The 18,887-nt window shown below is 61.8% G+C and carries 18 protein-coding genes and 1 pseudogene; 11 read left to right on the top strand and 8 right to left on the bottom strand.

Annotated elements, in window-relative coordinates; genetic code table 11:
- Positions 1–19 precede the first annotated feature (19 nt).
- The 8 genes and pseudogenes from GN234_RS05930 (at position 20) to GN234_RS05895 (ending at position 8,734) form a co-directional block, all read left to right on the top strand.
- Positions 20–1,030 (top strand): Gfo/Idh/MocA family protein, encoded by a 1,011-nt coding sequence (locus tag GN234_RS05930; RefSeq protein ID WP_116832147.1) that lies wholly within the window; start codon positions 20–22, stop codon positions 1,028–1,030.
- A 175-nt stretch (positions 1,031–1,205) separates the two neighbouring features.
- Positions 1,206–2,259: pseudogene (locus tag GN234_RS05925) on the top strand (Gfo/Idh/MocA family protein).
- 143 nt (positions 2,260–2,402) lie between these two features.
- On the top strand, positions 2,403–2,555 hold the full coding sequence (locus tag GN234_RS05920) for a hypothetical protein (protein ID WP_162893821.1): 153 nt from the start codon (positions 2,403–2,405) through the stop codon (positions 2,553–2,555).
- 51 nt (positions 2,556–2,606) lie between these two features.
- Positions 2,607–3,533 carry a sugar ABC transporter substrate-binding protein gene (locus GN234_RS05915; protein WP_109755978.1) on the top strand — a complete coding sequence of 309 codons (927 nt, stop codon included), beginning with the start codon at positions 2,607–2,609 and terminating at the stop codon, positions 3,531–3,533.
- 74 nt (positions 3,534–3,607) lie between these two features.
- On the top strand, positions 3,608–5,161 hold the full coding sequence (locus GN234_RS05910) for a sugar ABC transporter ATP-binding protein (protein ID WP_109755979.1): 1,554 nt from the start codon (positions 3,608–3,610) through the stop codon (positions 5,159–5,161).
- A gap of 34 nt (positions 5,162–5,195) precedes the next feature.
- Positions 5,196–6,218, top strand: coding sequence for an ABC transporter permease (locus GN234_RS05905; protein WP_116832150.1), 1,023 nt, complete (start codon positions 5,196–5,198; stop codon positions 6,216–6,218).
- 327 nt (positions 6,219–6,545) lie between these two features.
- Positions 6,546–6,950: a TraR/DksA family transcriptional regulator gene (locus GN234_RS05900; RefSeq protein WP_003202859.1), complete on the top strand. Its 405-nt coding sequence runs from the start codon at positions 6,546–6,548 to the stop codon at positions 6,948–6,950.
- A gap of 179 nt (positions 6,951–7,129) precedes the next feature.
- Positions 7,130–8,734 carry a methyl-accepting chemotaxis protein gene (locus GN234_RS05895; protein WP_176688067.1) on the top strand — a complete coding sequence of 535 codons (1,605 nt, stop codon included), beginning with the start codon at positions 7,130–7,132 and terminating at the stop codon, positions 8,732–8,734.
- 172 nt (positions 8,735–8,906) lie between these two features.
- Here GN234_RS05895 and GN234_RS05890 read toward each other — a convergent pair whose 3' ends face one another.
- Complete coding sequence (locus tag GN234_RS05890; RefSeq protein ID WP_109755982.1) at positions 8,907–9,143, bottom strand: DUF2789 family protein; 237 nt, start codon at positions 9,141–9,143, stop codon at positions 8,907–8,909.
- Between the two features lie 87 nt (positions 9,144–9,230).
- Entirely contained in the window at positions 9,231–9,461 is a 231-nt protein-coding gene (locus GN234_RS05885; RefSeq protein WP_109755983.1) for a hypothetical protein, read from the bottom strand.
- Positions 9,462–10,257: 796 nt separating this feature from the next.
- Between GN234_RS05885 and GN234_RS05880 the strand changes: the two genes are divergently transcribed.
- From GN234_RS05880 to GN234_RS05870, 3 genes are all read left to right on the top strand, one after another.
- Positions 10,258–10,707, top strand: coding sequence for a hypothetical protein (locus GN234_RS05880; RefSeq protein ID WP_109755985.1), 450 nt, complete (start codon positions 10,258–10,260; stop codon positions 10,705–10,707).
- Between the two features lie 186 nt (positions 10,708–10,893).
- Positions 10,894–11,904 (top strand): ABC transporter substrate-binding protein, encoded by a 1,011-nt coding sequence (locus GN234_RS05875; protein ID WP_116832152.1) that lies wholly within the window; start codon positions 10,894–10,896, stop codon positions 11,902–11,904.
- Between the two features lie 139 nt (positions 11,905–12,043).
- A complete protein-coding gene (locus GN234_RS05870; protein WP_109755987.1) occupies positions 12,044–12,481 on the top strand; it encodes a DUF3995 domain-containing protein in 438 nt (145 codons plus the stop codon).
- Positions 12,482–12,654: 173 nt separating this feature from the next.
- Here the strand turns inward: GN234_RS05870 and GN234_RS05865 are convergent, their stop codons facing one another.
- From GN234_RS05865 to GN234_RS05840, 6 genes are read right to left on the bottom strand one after another with little or no spacing between them, the layout of a single operon-like run.
- A complete protein-coding gene (locus tag GN234_RS05865; RefSeq protein WP_176688066.1) occupies positions 12,655–13,008 on the bottom strand; it encodes a Na+/H+ antiporter subunit G in 354 nt (117 codons plus the stop codon).
- A complete protein-coding gene (locus GN234_RS05860) occupies positions 13,005–13,283 on the bottom strand; it encodes a K+/H+ antiporter subunit F (protein WP_003202841.1) in 279 nt (92 codons plus the stop codon). Before GN234_RS05860 ends, GN234_RS05865 begins: the two co-directional genes overlap by 4 nt.
- The gene (locus GN234_RS05855; protein WP_109755989.1) at positions 13,280–13,768 is read right to left on the bottom strand and encodes a Na+/H+ antiporter subunit E; all 489 of its coding nucleotides are present in this window, start codon (positions 13,766–13,768) and stop codon (positions 13,280–13,282) included. The genes GN234_RS05860 and GN234_RS05855 overlap by 4 nt, the downstream gene beginning before the upstream one ends.
- Positions 13,765–15,450, bottom strand: coding sequence for a monovalent cation/H+ antiporter subunit D (locus tag GN234_RS05850; RefSeq protein WP_109755990.1), 1,686 nt, complete (start codon positions 15,448–15,450; stop codon positions 13,765–13,767). Before GN234_RS05850 ends, GN234_RS05855 begins: the two co-directional genes overlap by 4 nt.
- Positions 15,447–15,791: a Na+/H+ antiporter subunit C gene (locus GN234_RS05845; RefSeq protein WP_003202835.1), complete on the bottom strand. Its 345-nt coding sequence runs from the start codon at positions 15,789–15,791 to the stop codon at positions 15,447–15,449. The genes GN234_RS05850 and GN234_RS05845 overlap by 4 nt, the downstream gene beginning before the upstream one ends.
- Entirely contained in the window at positions 15,791–18,715 is a 2,925-nt protein-coding gene (locus GN234_RS05840) for a monovalent cation/H+ antiporter subunit A (RefSeq protein WP_176688065.1), read from the bottom strand. Before GN234_RS05840 ends, GN234_RS05845 begins: the two co-directional genes overlap by 1 nt.
- Between the last annotated feature and the right edge of the window lie 172 nt (positions 18,716–18,887).

Genomic DNA, 18,887 nt, shown 5'->3' with positions numbered 1-18,887 from the left:
CTACGAAAGGAGTTTTTCCATGTCTTTGAAGCTGGGCGTCATCGGCACCGGGGCCATCGGCCAGGACCATATCCGTCGTTGCAGCCAGACCTTGCTCAACAGCCAGGTGGTGGCGGTCACCGACATCAACCTGCAACAAGCGGCCAAGGTCGTTGCCGATCTCAAGTTGACCGCCGAGGTCTACCCCGACGGTCATGCGTTGATCAAGGCGCCGGATGTGGAGGCGATCCTCGTCACCTCCTGGGGCCCGAGCCACGAAGAATTCGTGCTGGCGGCGATTGCGGCGGGCAAACCGGTGTTCTGTGAAAAGCCCCTGGCCGTCACGGCCGAAGGCTGCCGCAAGATCGTCGAGGCCGAAGTTGCCCACGGCAAGCGCCTGGTGCAGGTCGGTTTCATGCGCCCGTACGATGAAGGTTATCGGGCGCTCAAGGCGGTGATCGACAGCGGCCAGATCGGTGAACCACTGATGCTGCACTGCGCCCACCGCAACCCGAGTGTCGGCGAAAACTACAAGACCGACATGGCCATCACCGACACCTTGATCCATGAACTGGATGTGCTGCGTTGGTTGCTGGCCGATGACTATGTTTCGGTGCAGGTGGTGTTTCCGCGCAAGACCAGCAAGGCCCACGCCCATTTGAAAGACCCGCAGATCGTCCTGCTGGAAACCGCCCGAGGCACGCGCATCGACGTGGAAGTGTTCGTCAACTGCCAGTATGGCTACGACATCCAGTGCGAAGTGGTGGGGGAGACCGGCATCGCCAAACTCCCGGAACCGTCCCAGGTGCAACTGCGCAGTGGCGCCAAGCTGTCCAACGCGATTCTGATGGACTGGAAGGACCGCTTCATCGCGGCCTACGACGTCGAATTGCAGGCCTTCATCGACGGCGTGCGTGCCGGGCAGGTGGGCGGGCCGTCGGCCTGGGATGGCTTCGCTGCGGCGGTGGCGGCGGATGCCTGTGTCCAAGCGCAGCAGAGTGGGCAGATCGTCAGGGTCGAACTGCCTGAGCGGCCGCGTTTCTACGGCTAAATACATCCCAGAGTCGACCGCGTACTCTCGCAGGTATGCGATCCAACTGTGGGAGCGAGCCTGCTCGCGATAGCGTTGGGTCAGTCGACATTAATGCTGGAGGACCCACCGCCATCGCGAGCAGGCTCGCTCCCCACAGGGGTTGCATTCATTCAGTGATCAATAAGGAGCTTTCATGCGAATCGGACTAGTCGGCTACGGCAAGGGTGGGCGCTTTTTTTCATGCGCCGCTGATCAGCAGTCTGCCCGGGGCTACGTTCGTCGGTGTAGTGACCCGGTCCGCCGAGCGCCGCCAGCAACTGGCCAGCGATCACCCGGATGCCCAGGCCTTCGACACCCTTGAACAACTGGTGGCGGCCGGCGTCGATGCGGTGGTGGTGTCCACGCCTTTGGACGGTCGTCCGGCCATTGTGATGCAAGCCATCGAACTCGGTGTGGCGGTGGTCAGCGACAAGCCATTTGCCCCTGATGCCGCCCAGGCCGAGGCGATGGTGCTGGCCGCCGAACGACGCAACGTGCCCTTGAGCGTGTACCAGAACCGTCGCTGGGATTCGGATTTCCTCACCCTGCGCAAGCTGCTGGCCTCCGGTGCCCTGGGGCAGGTCATTCGTTTTGAATCCAGCGTCGAACGCTATTCGCCGACCTCGGTGGGCAAGGGCAGTGGCGGCGGATTCCTGCGCGACCTGGGCAGCCATCTGGTAGACCAGGCGTTGCAACTGTTCGGGCCGGTGACGCGGGTTTACGCCGAGTTGGACTACCGACAACCAGGCCAGGTGTTCGACAACGGCTTCTTTATCTCCTTGACCCATGCCAGCGGTGTGATTTCCCACTTGAGTGGCAATTGCGTGCAAAACGCCCCGCGTCCGCGCTTTCGGGTCAATGGCACCCAGGGCTGCTATACCGTCGAAGGCCTGGATGGCCAAGAAGCCCAGGCGCTGGCGGGATTGAGCCCGGCGACCGAGGGCGAACGCTGGGGCGCTGAAGAGCATCGGCGTTGGGGCTGGTTCGAACACGGCACCGAGCGCGAGCGGGTGACCTCGGAGCGCGGCTGTTGGCTGGCGTTCTATCAACGCCTGCAAACCGCGTTGCAGGGCGCTGGCCCGCTGCCGGTGGAGGCCCGTGATGCACTGGCGACCACGCGCGTGCTGGACGCGGCCAGGCAGAGTGCCGAGCAGGGCGAAGTGGTGTGTTTGTCCACGCCTATCGGTCATGGAACAAAAAACGAATAAAATTCTAAAATGAGTTGATATGGAAAATATTTTCCAATAAAGTCGATTCCAGGTTACCGACAATCCTGTCCACCTCCTGCCAGGCCCAGCCTTGAATGGATGAAGGACGAAACAAAAACAAGAAACACAGCTAGGTACCGTCGATGAAAACCTTCAGCCGCTCTGCGTTTCACCTGCCACATCTGCTGCGCCTGTCCGCAGTCCTTCCCCTGTTCGAATCCCTGTGTATCCAGCGCAAGGGCGCCGTGGTGTGTTGCATGCCCGGCGCGCCCATCGTGCCCTTGCCCCGTTCCTGATCCGCTACGCCTTATCCATAAGACCAACAAAAAAGTGGAGAAAGACCGTTCATGAAGACCAAGACCCGTATCGCCTCGCTGGCCCTGTCGTTGATGCTCACCAGCGGCGCAGCCCTGGCGGACCTGAAGATCGGCGTCAGCATGTCCCAGTTCGATGACACCTGGCTGACCTACCTGCGCGAATCCATGGACAAGAAAGCCAAGTCCTTCCCGGATGGCGTCACCTTGCAGTTCGAAGACGCGCGCAGTGATGTGGTCAAGCAACTGAGCCAGGTGGAAAGCTTCATCAGCCAGAAGGTCGATGCGCTCATCGTCAACCCGGTGGACACCGCCGCGACCCAGCGCATCACCAAGGCCGCCGTGGCTGCCGGCATCCCCCTGGTCTACGTCAACCGCCGCCCGGACGATCCGAAGTTGCCGGAAGGGGTGGTCACCGTGGCCTCCGATGACCTCGAAGCCGGGCGCATGCAGATGCAATACCTGGCCGACAAGATGGGCGGCAAGGGCGACATCGTGATTTTGCTGGGCGACCTGGCCAACAACTCCACCACCAACCGCACCAAGGGGGTCAAGGAAGTACTGGCCAAGTACCCGAACATCAAGATCGAACAGGAGCAGACCGGCACCTGGTCTCGCGACAAGGGTATGACTCTGGTCAACGACTGGCTGACCCAGGGCCGCGACTTCCAGGCCGTGGTGTCCAACAACGACGAGATGGCCATCGGTGCCGCCATGGCCCTCAAGCAAGCGGGCACCAAGAAGGGCAGCGTATTGATTGCCGGGGTCGACGGCACGCCGGACGGCTTGAATGCCATCAAGAAAGGCGAAATGGCGGTCTCGGTGTTCCAGGACGCCAAGGGCCAGGCCGATGGTTCGATCGACACGGCGGTGAAAATGGTCAAGAAGCAGCCGGTCGAGCAGGCCGTCTGGGTGCCGTACCGCCTGATCACGCCGGAAAACGTCGATCAGTTCAAGTGACGTTCAACCCGGTCCCATCACAACAATAAGCAGGCAAGGTTGCCACGCCGACCTTGCCGAGGGAGTACCTGATCATGTTCGCTTCAGCGACTGCTTCGAGCGCCCCGGCGATGACTTTCCAGCCGGACGTATTACTTGATGAGCCGTACCTGCTGGAAGTCGTCAATGTCAGCAAGGGCTTTCCCGGCGTGGTGGCCCTGTCCGATGTTCAATTGCGGGTACGCCCCGGTTCCGTGCTGGCCCTGATGGGCGAAAACGGTGCGGGCAAATCCACCTTGATGAAGATCGTCGCCGGCATCTACCAGCCGGACGCCGGCGAACTGCGCCTGCGCGGCAAGCCGGTGAAATTCGACACACCCCTGGCAGCCTTGCAGGCCGGGATCGCGATGATCCATCAGGAACTGAACCTGATGCCCCACATGAGCATCGCCGAAAACATCTGGATCGGTCGCGAGCAGCTCAACGGCCTGCACATGGTCGATCACGGTGAAATGCATCGCTGCACCGCCCGGCTGCTGGAGCGCCTGCGCATCAACCTCGACCCCGAGGAGCAGGTGGGCAACCTGAGCATTGCCGAGCGGCAGATGGTGGAGATTGCCAAGGCCGTGTCCTACGACTCCGACATCCTGATCATGGACGAACCAACCTCGGCCATCACCGAGACGGAAGTCGCCCACCTGTTCTCGATCATCGGTGACCTCAAGGCCCAGGGTAAGGGCATCATTTACATCACCCACAAAATGAACGAAGTGTTCGCCATCGCCGATGAAGTGGCGGTGTTTCGCGATGGTGCCTACATCGGCCTGCAACGGGCCGACAGCATGGACGGCGACAGCCTGATTTCGATGATGGTCGGGCGCGAATTGAGCCAGTTGTTCCCGGTTCGGGAAAAACCCATCGGCGAGCTGGTGCTGTCGGTGCGCGACCTGAGCCTGGACGGCATCTTCAAAGGCGTGTCCTTCGACCTGCATGCCGGGGAGATCCTCGGTATCGCCGGGTTGATGGGCTCGGGCCGGACCAACGTGGCCGAGGCGATTTTCGGCGTAACCCCGAGCACCGGCGGCGAAATCCTGCTGGACGGCCAACCGGTGCGCATCAGCGACCCGCACATGGCCATCGAGAAGGGCTTCGCGCTGTTGACCGAGGACCGCAAGCTCAGCGGCCTGTTCCCGTGCCTGTCGGTACTGGAAAACATGGAGATGGCCGTGCTGCCCCATTACGTCGGCAACGGCTTCATCCAGCAGAAAGCCTTGCGCGCCTTGTGTGAGGACATGTGCAAGAAGCTGCGGGTCAAGACCCCGTCGCTGGAACAGTGCATCGACACCTTGTCCGGCGGTAACCAGCAGAAGGCGCTGCTGGCCCGCTGGCTAATGACCAATCCGCGCATCCTGATCCTCGACGAACCGACCCGCGGCATCGATGTTGGCGCCAAGGCCGAGATCTACCGGCTGATTGCCTACCTCGCCAGCGAGGGCATGGCGGTGATCATGATTTCCTCGGAACTGCCGGAAGTATTGGGCATGAGCGACCGGGTCATGGTGATGCACGAAGGCGACCTGATGGGCACCCTCGACCGCAGCGAAGCGACCCAGGAACGAGTGATGCAACTGGCATCGGGCTTGTCCTGATGCCCGTCAGTCCAGATAAAAAAGGTGAATGGTTATGAACGCGATACTGGAAAACAAACCCGCTGCGGCACCGGCCAGGACGCGCCGGCGGCTGCCGACGGAACTGAGTATCTTCCTGGTGCTGATCGGCATCGGCCTGGTCTTCGAGATGTTCGGCTGGATCATGCGCGACCAGAGTTTCCTGATGAACTCCCAGCGCCTGGTGCTGATGATCCTGCAAGTGTCGATCATCGGCCTGCTGGCCATCGGTGTGACCCAGGTGATCATCACCACCGGTATCGACCTGTCGTCCGGCTCGGTGCTGGCGCTGTCGGCCATGATTGCCGCCAGCCTGGCCCAGACCTCGGACTTCTCCCGGGCGGTGTTTCCCTCGTTGACGGACTTGCCGGTGTGGATACCGGTGGTGGCGGGGCTCGGCGTCGGGCTGCTGGCTGGGGCGATCAACGGCAGCATCATCGCCATTACCGGTATCCCGCCGTTCATTGCCACCCTTGGCATGATGGTCTCGGCCCGGGGCCTGGCGCGCTACTACACCGAAGGCCAGCCGGTGAGCATGTTGTCCGATTCCTATACCGCCATCGGCCATGGGGCGATGCCGGTGATCATCTTCCTGGTGGTGGCGGTGATCTTCCACATCGCCCTGCGCTACACCAAGTATGGCAAGTACACCTACGCCATCGGCGGCAACATGCAGGCGGCGCGGACCTCGGGCATCAACGTCAAGCGCCACCTGGTGATCGTCTACAGCATTGCCGGGTTGTTGGCGGGGTTGGCCGGCGTGGTGGCCTCGGCGCGGGCTGCGACCGGCCAGGCGGGCATGGGCATGTCCTATGAGCTGGACGCGATTGCCGCGGCGGTGATCGGCGGCACCAGCCTGGCGGGCGGGGTGGGGCGCATCACCGGGACCGTGATTGGGGCGCTGATCCTCGGGGTGATGGCCAGCGGCTTTACCTTTGTCGGTGTCGATGCCTACATCCAGGACATCATCAAGGGGTTGATCATCGTGGTGGCGGTGGTCATCGACCAGTACCGCAACAAGCGCAAACTCAAGCGCTGATTCCTCGAAGGTTGCGACAAAGCGCCACGCCTGACCCGCGTGGCGTTGCCATTTGTCTTCTTAATACAGCTATTGCACCGAATTTCTTGTTATAAACGCACTCCGATGACTGCCAAAAGCCTGTCAGAGAACATTTGAAGGGGTTGTCGGACATTTTCCCTATGTTTTCAGTTGCTGAGGCCTCGACTCGGCCTTAGACTGCCGCCCCTCGTAAATTGAGTGCCGGGTGGCGCTTGGAATAGACGGCGCCTTCCCGATGAGCGTGGCAGCTGCGCTGCGGGACGCTCCATAATTCGCCTTAATGCACGTTTTTTTATAGAGAAATCAATGACAAAGGAAAAGTTGCTGGCCATGCCGGCGGATGACTACATGAATGCCGAGCAGCTGGCTTTCTTCACCAAGCTGTTGCAGAACATGAAGGTCGAAACCCACGAGCGCATCGAACAGAACCGAATCGCCATTGAGAGCCTGGACACCCCGGCCGACCCGGCGGACGCTGCTTCCGTAGAAGAAGAGCGTACCTGGCTGGTCAACGCCATCGATCGCGACCAGCGCATGCTGCCTCAACTGGAGCAGGCCCTGGACCGCATCAACGACGACAGCTTCGGCTGGTGCGACGACAGCGGCGAGCCGATCGGCCTCAAGCGCCTGCTGATCAGCCCGACCACCAAGTACTGCATCGAAGCCCAGGAACGTCACGAACAGATCGACAAGCACCAGCGTCAGGCCTGATTCGCGTTTTGCGCAAAAAGATCGCGACCTTTTGACGAAGGCCGCGATCTTTTGCTTTCGCCCGTGCTCGTTCGTCTACTCCCGTTGATCTGCTGCAAGAACACGACTAATGGACCATGGATAATGGCTCTGTAGTGGCGTTTAATGCAGTCATAACAACGAGAGTGTGGGTGACGAACATGGCGACAGACGGAACGCTGGCGGGTGCGGTGCCGGCCTCGGTACCTGAGACAAAAAGCACGGCGCGCTGGCTGACGCCGACCTTGCAGAGTCTCGCCCTGGCATTGCTGCTGTGTGGCATGGCCCTGGGCGGCTGGTCGCTGTACCTGGGCTTGCCGCTGGTCATGCTCATCGTCTGGTTGCCGCGCCTGCGTTCGCGCCTGGCCACTGCGCCTGCTCCCACGACCGACAGCCTGGCCGAATTGACCCGCGACCTGTCCTACACCACCAGTCATAACGCGCTATCAGCGGCCGGTGTCGCCTATTCGGTCAAGCAACTGGCCGGCAGGGTTCAGTCCCAACTCGACGCGGCGGCGCAGATCGTCAGCAACGCCGAATCGATGATCGCCACCGAACAAGCCACCTCGCAACTCAGCCAGCAAGCCCTGGGCGCCGCCAGTGAAGCCCATCGCAGTAGCGTGGCCGGGCGCGGCGAGCTGGTGGAATCCATCAGCCGCATGCACCAGCTCAGCCAACGGGCAAACGACAGCCGTGAGTTGATCGAAGCCTTGAGCGTACGCAGCGATGAAATCCAGCGGGTCAGCCTGGTGATCCAATCGATCGCCAGCCAGACCAACCTGCTGGCGCTGAACGCGGCCATCGAGGCGGCACGGGCCGGTGAGCATGGCCGTGGTTTTGCGGTCGTGGCCGATGAGGTCCGTGGTCTGGCCGGGCGTACGGCTGCGGCGACCGGTGAAGTCGGGGTGATGGTGGCGGATATCCAGCAACGCACCGCCCAGGTGGTGGAGCAGATCCGGCAATTGGCCGCTGACCTGGACAGCGGCGTGCAGCAGGTCGAGCACACCGGCCAGCATCTGGAAAACATCGCCCGGCTTGCAGAAGGCGTCGAAACCCAGGTCAGTGCCATTGCCCAAGGCACCGACACCAATCGCGAACAGCTCGACAGCCTGTTCCACTCTATCGAGCAGATGCGCAGCGACCTGTCCGTCAGCGACCAGCAGACCCAGCGCCTGGCCGATGCGGCGGTGCAAATGGAAGGTCAGGCCGAAACCATCAGTGAACGTTTGGCCGAGGTGGGCCTCGACGATTATCACCAACGGGTCTACGACCTGGCACGGGAAGGCGCGAGTCAGATTGCCGCGCAGTTCGAGGCCGATATCGATCAGGGCCGTGTCAGCCTGGAGGATCTGTTCGACCGTAACTACCAGCCGATTCCCAATACCCAACCCGCCAAATTCCAGACCCGTTTCGACCGTTACACCGACCAGGTGCTGCCGGCGATCCAGGAGCCATTGCTTGCCCGCCACGAAGGCCTGGTGTTTGCGATTGCCTGCACCCAGCAGGGTTATGTGCCGACTCACAACAAGGTCTTCAGCCAGCCGCTGACCGGCGACCCGCAGGTGGACACGCTGAACAACCGCACCAAGCGCAAATTTTCCGATCGCACCGGGATCCGCTGCGGTAGCCACCAACAGCCGGTGCTGCTCCAGACCTATACCCGCGACACGGGTGAGTTGATGCACGACCTTTCCGTACCGATCATGCTCAAGGGGCGGCATTGGGGTGGCTTGCGCTTGGGCTACAAACCCGAGAAACCGCGCTAGGCCTCAACGCCACTGATTGGCAACGGCGCTTTGTGGCGAGGAAATATCTGTGGGAGCAAGGCTTGCCCGCGATGAAGGCGACGCGGTCACATGAGGGATCGATGCGCCTGTATCGCGCGCAAGCCTTGCTCCCACCAATCCCCTAGCCACAGGGGACTCATGGTTCTTGGCGCTACTTACCGTCGTGCAGGCGCACATTCAGTTCGTCTACCAACAAAGCTTCTTCGCCGTCGGCGAGCAGCCATTCCTGAAGCAGGTCTTTCTGCTGGTCCGACCAGAAATCGGCTTCCACCAGCTTGATCTCCGGTGCCAGCGGGTGCGCCATGATGAAGTCGTCGATGGCTTTGTCGTCCGAGGGCAGGCCGAGTTGGGCGAATAGGGTATTGAGTTCGTAGGATGGTTGTTCCATGGGGGGCTCCTTTGGGCGGGCGCCGTCATGGCGCCCCGACTGCTTCCCTTTATCTGAGGCAAGCGCTCGCCAGGAGTTCGATCACGTTCAGGCTTTCAAGGCCCCTTCATCCACTGCGGCCTTCAACGCCTTGGCCGCTTCCCTGGCCGCCTCGGCAGCGATCTCCGCGGTCTTGAACCAGCGATCCTTCTCCACCTGGTGGCAACTGACGGTGGTCAAGGGTGGCTTGGCGCGCATCAGGATGACGGCCTGGAACTCGCCTTCGACTTCTCTGGCTTCGCCCCGGATAAAAAATTCGCCGATATCAAATTCCGTCACGTCGCGCCTTCTCCTCAAGCTCATATCATGGATGCGCGATCGCCGATGAACGACGCTCTTCGCTGGGCGAGCAGTATGGCAGCAGTTGCCCGTCGGTGGCTGAGTTAAGTCATGGACGGGCACATTATGAGCTCAGGCGCTGCCTTCTAGACGCCTGGCCAGGTGGCAGGCCTCGTTATGGTCAGTTCGGAATCCTCTTACAAGTCCAGTCGATGTTTCTTCTATGTGAAAAAAGCACTTGCCGGCCAGAACGACCCGATAACGCGGTTGAATCAACGAAATGGACGGGCCGTCGGCCGCGTCAAAGGTGTCATCTGTGTCCACGATGCAAGGGGATACGGTGTGGGGCAGGGGTGTGAAAGCGGCCATGCGAATTCCTTTTCTATGGTTTACCGACGAATTGTCGAGTACTTCGAGTAGTCTCCACGCCTTCGGCTGCTCTAGAATCGGCAGTGTCGTGTGGACGGTTGCGCCTATCTAAAGCAATTTTTTTTGGGCTCGATGTCAGAAAAATGCTTTTTTAAGTGAGAAATTTCCCTAAAGTTAGTAGTCCCATCTTTTCCGATGCTCAGAGTGGCTTTTTCCTTCAGCCTCTGGCGACCCCCCGGGAAAGACGGCGAGAGCGGCAACCTTTAGTCTGCTCTCGGCCCGGGACAGGGCGCGCCGTTCAATTCGAATTTCAGTTACAGGTCCATTACGACAATACAGTCGGTACGGGTTCTCGTGGTCCGTCCTTTGTGCAGGGCGGGCCTTTTTCAAAAATGGGGATGTTTCCTTGGCAGTAAGTAATCTCGACATGCATGCGTTATTCGTACTTGGTGACCTGCGGGCAAAACTGGTCAAACAATTCCAGTCACGTTTCGTCTACATCACCGAGCAGAACGCCGAAGGTATTTATGTCGCCGAAATCGACACCGAGTCGGCGTTGGTGGTCGATGACAAGCCCAGGCTCGAGCTCAAGGTCGGTGATCATTTTCGCGCAGCGGTATTGCCCAGCCGCGAAGGCGGCAAGTTTGAAATCCGCTTTCGCGAAATCAAGCTGACGGTCTATGGCCTTGGCGATTACGCCTTCGTCACGACCCCCGCTGGTCATGCCATCCTGTTCAAGGAAGGCCACAGCGTGGTGACCGTGTTTGCGGCAAACGAACAGTTGCAGGAAGGCTTGACCAAGACCCTGAAAGCGGTCACCGCCAAGGCGGCGAAGTGGCGCAAGGGCGAACTGGTGACTTTCAAGGCCAGCGAGTGACCATTTCAGGGCCGGTGAAAAGCGTGTAGGCATCGGGCTGGCAAGGGCTTTGCGCCCAAACCGCTGGCAGTTTTCGCAAGATCTCGCTGGAACCTCGGCTACAGTCAATTGACTGAACTATTCAGGGCTTGCGTTTGGTTACGCAGGGCCGTTCAGCTATTGCTGTATCTGCATGAGGTGCAAAGCATGAAACGAGTTCGACAGTGGCTGGCTGCCTGGGCCACCTTCGCTGTGTTGGTTTCGCCACTTCCGGCGTCGGCCGCTTCAGCGCCGATCCACTTCGCCGATCTGAACTGGGAAAGCGGCAGTCTGATCACCGATATCCTGCGAGTCATCGTCGAAAAGGGCTATGGATTGCAGACCGATACACTGCCCGGCACCACCATTACCCTGGAAACCGCCCTGGCCAATAACGACATTCAGGTGATCGGTGAAGAGTGGGCTGGGCGTAGTCCGGTGTGGGTCAAGGCCGAGGCCGAAGGCAAGGTGATCGCCCTGGGCGATACGGTCAAGGGCGCGACGGAAGGCTGGTGGGTGCCCGAGTACGTCATCAAGGGCGACCCGGCCAAGGGCATCAAGCCCCTGGCGCCGGATTTGCGCAGCGTCGAAGACCTGGTGCGCTATAAACATGTGTTCAAGGACCCGGAGAGCCCCGACAAGGGCCGCTTCCTTAACAGCCCCATCGGCTGGACATCCGAGGTGGTCAACAAACAGAAGCTCAAGGCCTATGGCCTGTCTGACAGCTATGTGAATTTTCGCAGCGGTTCGGGGGCGGCGCTGGATGCGGAAATCAGCTCGACGATCCGCCGGGGCAAGCCGATCCTGTTTTATTACTGGTCGCCCACGCCACTGCTCGGGCGCTTCAAGCTGGTGCAGTTGCAAGAGCCGCCGTTCGATGCCGAGGCCTGGAAAACCCTGACCGACGCCGATAACCCCAACCCGAAGCCGACCCGCTCACTGGCCTCGAAACTGTCGATTGGCGTTTCCGCGCCGTTCCAGAAGCAATACCCGGACATTGCCGAGTTCTTCAGCAAGGTTGACTTGCCCATCGAACCGTTGAACAAGGCCCTGGCCGACATGAGCGAGAAGCGCACGCCACCCCGTGAAGCGGCCGAAGCGTTCCTCAAGGCCCATCCACAGGTCTGGCAGGCCTGGCTGCCCAAGGAGGTGGCAGACAAGGTGTCCGCAGCCCTGTAGGACCGCTTGCGTGCCAGCGGGTTGAACTCTTGATCCTGGGCAATGAGTCATTCACTGGAAACTGGCAACCTGCGCCCGTCCAGCGAAATGCCAAATTCGAGCTAGGATGATTGTTCAACCTTTTTCAGGAGGCTGGCGAATGACGCTTTTATTGGCTCGGTCGCTGGTCGCAGTGTTTGCGACCATCAGCTTGATTCATTTGTATTGGGCCCTGGGGGGGCGATGGGCGGCCCTGGCGGTGGTGCCTCAGGTGCCGGTGAAGCAAGGGGGGGCGTTGCGACCGGCGTTCGACCCCTCGGGCTGGCTGACCTTGTTGGTGGCTCTGGCGCTGCTGCTGATTGCGCTGCTGGTGTGCCTACGAGTCGGCCTGCTGGCGCAGCCGGTCACCCATCGGGCATTGCAGTGGCTGATCAGCGCGATCGCTTTGCTGATGTTCGCCCGGGCCATTGGCGAGTCGGAGCTGGTGGGCTTCTTCAAGGAGGTCAAGGGCTCGACGTTCGCCAAGCTCGACACCTGGGTCTATTCGCCCTTGTGCGTGGTGCTCGGGGCTGGGTTGCTGGCGGTGGCCTGGGCCTGAGTCTCTAACGGCGAATGCAACTGTGGCGAGGGGATTTATCCCCGTTGGGCTGCGCAGCAGCCCTAAGAGCTTCACCTCAGTGTGTCTGACTTGTTGTGCTCTGCCTTTTGGGGCTGCTGCGCAGCCCAACGGGGATAAATCCCCTCGCCACAATAGTGTTCGGCTCGAGATTGTCAGTCGTTTCGGCGGCTGCTCACTTCCGCCGGCACATCATCCCCGGCCATGCGCTTGCGGAACAACGCCGCCCGGGCCAGCAGCAGGGTGGTCACCGGGACAGTGATGGACAGCAGGATCGGTATCAGCCAGGCATGCAGTACTGGCCCGGACTTGAGCGCCGAAAAATACACGATCGAGGCCAGCGCCACGCACCAGGCCCCCAGGGTAGACGCCAGGGCCGGTGGGTGCATACGCTGGAAATAATCCTTGAGCCGCACCAGGCCGATGGCCCCGACCAGGGCGAACAGGCTGCTGAGCACCAGCAGGATCGCCACCGGGATTTCCACCCACATCGACAGTTCGCCGGTCATTCGATCACCTCGCCACGCAACAGGAACTTGGCCAGGGCAAACGAGCCGACAAAGCCGAACAGGGCGATCAGCAGGGCCGCCTCGAAATAGGTGTCGCTGGCATAACGGATGCCCAGCACCAGCATCATCAGCATCGCCACGATGTACAGGTAGTCCAGGGCCAGTACCCGATCCTGGGCCGACGGGCCTTTGAACAGCCGCCACAGGGTCAACACCATCGCCAGGGAGAACAGGAACAGGCTCAACAGGATCGCATTGGACAGCAATGGGCTCATTCGAAGATCTCCATCAGCGGGCGTTCATAGGTGGCCTTGAAATGGGCGATGAATGACGCCTCGTCTGCCAGATCGAACACGTGCATCAGCAAGATGCTGCGGTCCAGGGCCAGTTCCGACCAGACGGTCCCGGGAATCACCGTGGTGATCATCGACAGTGCGGCCAGGCCGTTGGCATCGCGCAGGTCCAGCGGCACTTTGATGAAGCGCGAGCGAGGTGGGCGGCGCCCGGCGTTCAGCACACCCCAGGCCACCGCCAGGTTGGACACCAGCACGTCGCGGCCCACCAGCAGGAACAAGCGCAACACCACCCACGGCCGACGGATACGGATGGGCCGCGGTCGCAGCGGGCGCATCATCAGCGGGGCCAGAAACCCTAGCGTGGCGCCCAGCAGCAGATGGCCGGCGCTGAGGGACACGTTCAACACCAGCCACAGCACGCACAGCGCCAGGGACAACCACGGAGCGGGGAACAGGCGCTTCATGGCTGCACCTCCCGCAACGCCGCACGGGCTTCGGGGTTGGGCACGGGGCGGGTGGCGAGTACCGACATCACGTAATGTTCCGGGTTGTTCAGCGCATCGGCAGCGGTTTGGGTATAGCGCAGCAACGGTTCGGCCTTGAAGGTCAGGGCGATGCCCAGGCCCAGCAGCACGATGATCGGCAGGCATTCGAACGGCCGCAGCAACGGTGACGGGCGTTCCTGGGGCGTCCAGAAACGTTGGATGCCCAGGCGTGAAAATGCAATCAGCGAGGCCAGCCCCGAGAGGATCAGCAACGCCAACAAGCCCCACGCCTGATTCGAGACCGACGCCTCGGCGCTGGCTCCGAGCCCTTGAGGATTGAGCAAGGCGCTCAGCAGGCTCAGCTTGCCGATGAACCCCGACAGCGGCGGCATGCCGATGATCAACAGTGCACAGAAAATAAAGCTCAAGCCAAGGAAGGCCATGGTCCAGGGAATCACTTGCCCGACCACGGCTTTCTGCTCGTCATCGAGGTTGATGCCCTTGGGCGGTTGCAGGGATTCCAGCGGTCGCGGCAAGGTGTCGAAGTCGTCGTCCAGGGACAATTCATTGGCCGAGCGCGAACGTTCGATCAACTCCGCCAGCAAGAACAGCGCGCAGAGCGCCAAGGTCGAACTCACCAGGTAAAACAGCGCCGCACCCACCAGGTTGGGTTGGGCGAAGCCGATGGCCGACAACAGGATCCCGGCCGAGACCAGGATGCTCAAGCTCGCCATGCGCTCCAGGCGTTGCGCCGCCAGAATGGCGATGGCGGCGCAGACGATGGTCGCCATGCCGCCGTAGACCAGCCAGTCGGCACCGAAATAAGCCGAGGCGCCGGCCTGGCCGGAGAACAGCAGCGTCCACAGGCGCAGGATCGTGTAGACGCCGACCTTGGTCATGATCGCAAACAGCGCCGCCACCGGTGCGCTGGCGGCGCTATAGGCCGGCACCAGCCAGAAGTTCAGCGGCCACATGCCGGCCTTGGCCAGGAACGCCACCGCGAGGATACCTGCCCCGGCGTGCAGTAGGCCGCGGTCGGCTTCCGGCACCAGCGGGATCTTCAGGGCCAGGTCGGCCATGTTCAACGTGCCGGTGACGCCATAGATCAGCGCGGCGCCGATCAGGAACAGTGACGAAGCCAGCAGGTTGATGGATATGTAATGCAGGCCCGACGACACCCGCGCCCGGCCCGAGCCATGCAACATCAGGCCGTAGGAGGCCGCCAGCAGCACCTCGAAGAACACGAATAGGTTGAACAGGTCCGCCGTCAGGAAGGCACCGTAGAGGCCCATCAACTGGATCTGGAACAGCGCATGGAAACTGGCGCCGGCACGGTCCCAACGGGCGGTGGCGAACAGCAGGGCGCTGACGCCGATGATGCCGGTCAGCACCAGCATCAACGCCGACAGGCGATCGACCACCAGGACGATGCCGAACGGCGCCTGCCAATTGCCGGGCAAGTACACGCCAATGGACGCGGGCAGCGCCTGGTCCTGGGTCCAGTACAGCAACAGTGCGGCGATGCCCAGGCCCAGCAGGCTGGAAAACAGATTGATCCGGGCCTTGAGCGGACGGTGCTTCTCGCCCAGCATCAGCATCAACGCGGCGGTCAGCAGCGGCAGCAGAATGGGCGCGGCGATCAAGTGGGGCGTCAACATCATTCCTTGGGCTCCCGACCGTCCACATGGTCAGTCCCGGTCAGGCCCCGGGAGGCGAGCAGCACCACCAGGAACAGCGCGGTCATGGCGAAGCTGATCACGATGGCGGTCAGCACCAGGGCCTGGGGCAGTGGGTCGGTGTAGTGCAGCAGATCCTGGGGCACGCCGTCCTTGATGATCGGTTCCTTGCCGATGAACAAACTGCCCATGCTGAAGATGAACAGGTTGACGCCATAGGACAACAGGCACAGGCCCATGACCACCTGGAAGGTCCGTGGCCGCAGCACCAGCCAGACACCGGAGGCGGCCAGTACGCCGATTGCGATTGCGATGACTTCTTCCATCAGGCGGTGGCTCCTTTGACGGGGGCGATGGGTTTGGCTTGCAGGCCCGGTTTATGGGCTCGTACCGACTGGTGAGCCAGGGCGGTAAGGATCAACAGGGTGGAGCCGACCACCACGGCGTACACGCCGATGTCGAAGAACAGCGCGCTGGCCACATGGATATCACCCAGCAGTGGTAAGTCGAAATGCCAGGTGTGGGTGGTCAGGAACGGATACCCCACGGCCATCGCCCCCAGGCCCGTGACCGTGGCGAACAACAGCCCGGTGCCCATCCAGCGCAGCGGCCGCAGGCTCATTTGCGCCTCGACCCACTGCGTGCCGGCGACCATGTATTGCAGGATGAACGCCACCGACATCACCAGCCCGGCGACGAAGCCGCCGCCGGGTTGGTTGTGCCCGCGCATGAACAGGTAGAACGACACCACCAGGGCGATAGGCAGCAGCAGGCGCACCAGCACCGACGGCACCATCATGAAACCCAGGGCGGTGTCGCTGGCATGGCGCGGGTTGACCAGGTCGGTGACCACATCCGGTGCCAGCAGGCGCTGTTGCGCCGGTAGCTGCATGCTTTCCTTCGGCGGGCGGAAGCGTCGCAGCAGGGCGAACACCGCCAGGGCCACCGCCACCAGCACGGTGATTTCCCCCAGGGTGTCGAAGCCACGGAAATCCACCAGCATCACGTTCACCACATTGCTGCCGCCGCCCTCGGGCAGGGCGCGGCTCAAGTAGAACGACGAAATGTCGTTGGGCGTCTGCCGTGTCAGCATCGCGTAGGACAGCAGCGCCATGCCGCCACCCACGGCGATGGACAACAGCAAGTCCCGCAGGCGGCGGATGCGTGCGCGCCGCTCGCTGTTGGGCAGGGGCGAAGCATCCTCGATCCGTCGAGGCAACCAACGCAGGCCCAACAGGATCAGCACTGTGGTCACCACTTCCACCACCAGTTGCGTCAAGGCCAGGTCCGGCGCTGAGAACCAGACGAAGGTCACACAGGTCATCAGGCCGCAGACGCTGACCATGGTCAGGGCCGCGAGTCGGTGATACTTGGCCTGCCAGGCCGCCCCCAGGGCACAGGCGATCGCCAGCAGCCACAGGGTGACGAACACGATGGAGCCGGGGATTTTCGGCCGGTCGCCCCAGACCAGCGTGCTGTGCAGCATCGGGATCAGCCCGGCGAACACCGCGGCCAATACCAGCCAGAACAACTGGGCCTGCAGGCGACGGGTGCTGATCCGTCGTTCCAGGCGCCGGCTGTGGCGCATCATCAGCACCAGGCAGCGTTCGAACAGCCGCTTGCCGTTGAGTCGGCCAATGAATGGCGGGTGCTTGATGTGCCCTTGCCTGAATTGATTACGCAACAGCAGGTACAGGACGATGCCGCCGGACATCGCCACCAGGCTCATGATCATCGGCGCGTTGAGGCCGTGCCAGATTGCCAGGCTGTATTCAGGCAGCGTGCCGCCCACCACCGGCAACGCGGCGGCAGCGAGCAACGAGCCGACCACCTGGGCCGGGAAGATCCCCACCAACAGGCAGGTGAACACCAGCAACTCCACCGGGGCGCGCATCCAGCGCGGTGGTTCGTGGGGGGTATGGGGCAGGTCGGTGGCGGTGGGGCCGAAGAACACATCCACGGTAAAGCGCAGGGAGTAGGCGACGCTGAAGGTCCCGGCGATGGTGGCGATGATCGGCAGCGCCAGCTCGACCCAGGCCGTGGCGGAGATAAACACCGTCTCGGCGAAGAACATTTCCTTGGACAGGAAACCATTGAGCAACGGCACCCCGGCCATCGCTGCGCTGGCGACCATGGCCAGGGTCGCGGTGAACGGAATCAGCCGCACCAGGCCGCTGAGCTTGCGAATGTCACGGGTGCCGCTTTCGTGGTCGATGATCCCTGCGGCCATGAACAGCGAGGCCTTGAAGGTTGCGTGGTTGAGGATGTGGAACACTGCCGCCACTGCCGCGAGCGGGCTGTTCAGGCCCAGCAGCAAGGTGATCAGCCCGAGGTGGCTGATGGTGGAGTAGGCCAGCAGACCCTTGAGGTCGTTCTGGAACATCGCGCAGTAGGCGCCCAGCAGTAACGTACAGGCTCCCGCGCCGCCGACGATGTAGAACCATTCTTCACTGCCCGACAGCGACGGCCATAACCGCGCCAGCAGGAACACCCCGGCCTTGACCATGGTCGCCGAGTGCAGATACGCCGACACCGGCGTAGGGGCGGCCATGGCATGGGGCAGCCAGAAATGGAAAGGGAATTGCGCGCTTTTGCTCAGGGCGCCGATCAGGATCAGCGGCAGCAGGATGGGGTAGAGGGCATGGGCACGGATCAAGTCGCCGGCGGCCAGGACCTTGTCCAGGTCATAGCTGCCCACCACATGGCCGAGCAATATCACCCCGGCCAACAGGCACAGACCGCCGGCCCCGGTCACCATCAATGCCATGTAGGCGCCGCGCCTGGCGTCGGTGCGGTGGTGCCAGTAGCCGATCAGCAGGAACGAGAACAGGCTGGTCAGTTCCCAGAAAAACACTATTTGGATCAGGTTGCCGGAGATCACCAACCCGAGCATGGCACCCATGAACGCCAGGAAAAAGGCGAAGAAGCGCGGCACCGGATCGTCCGGCGACATGTAGTAGCGGGCGTACAGCGACACCAGCGTGCCGATGCCCAGCACCAACAAGGAAAACAGCCAGGCAAAACCGTCCAGGCGCAGCACGAAATCCAGGCCGAGGCTGGGCAACCAGGAATATTGCTCACGGATCACGCCGCCGTCGGCGATCTGCGGGTACAGCAAGGCCACCTGGACAGTGCCGGCCAGGGCCACGAGGCCGGCCAGCAGTGATTCGGCGTTACGGGCGTTATGCGGCAGCAGTGCCGCGACACAGCTGCCGATGAAGGGCAAAAGCAATAGAACTATCAGTGACATAGGCTTCTATTCGGCGGGAGGTTGTGAGGGATCATACGTGGCGTATTGCGGATCACCAACCGCGAGGGTGTCGCAGAATCCTACAAGGTTGGTTGAGTTTTCGGACTTTGCGTTGTTTGGGGAAGGGAGGCAGCGTCAGAATCCACCACGGTACTGGGGCCGCTGGGCCGAT

Origin of the sequence: Pseudomonas bijieensis (genome assembly GCF_013347965.1) — a bacterium.
Classification (GTDB): domain Bacteria; phylum Pseudomonadota; class Gammaproteobacteria; order Pseudomonadales; family Pseudomonadaceae; genus Aquipseudomonas; species Aquipseudomonas bijieensis.
The sequence above is the reverse complement of the archived record's forward strand: the minus strand, read 5'-3'. Positions and strand labels throughout refer to the sequence as shown.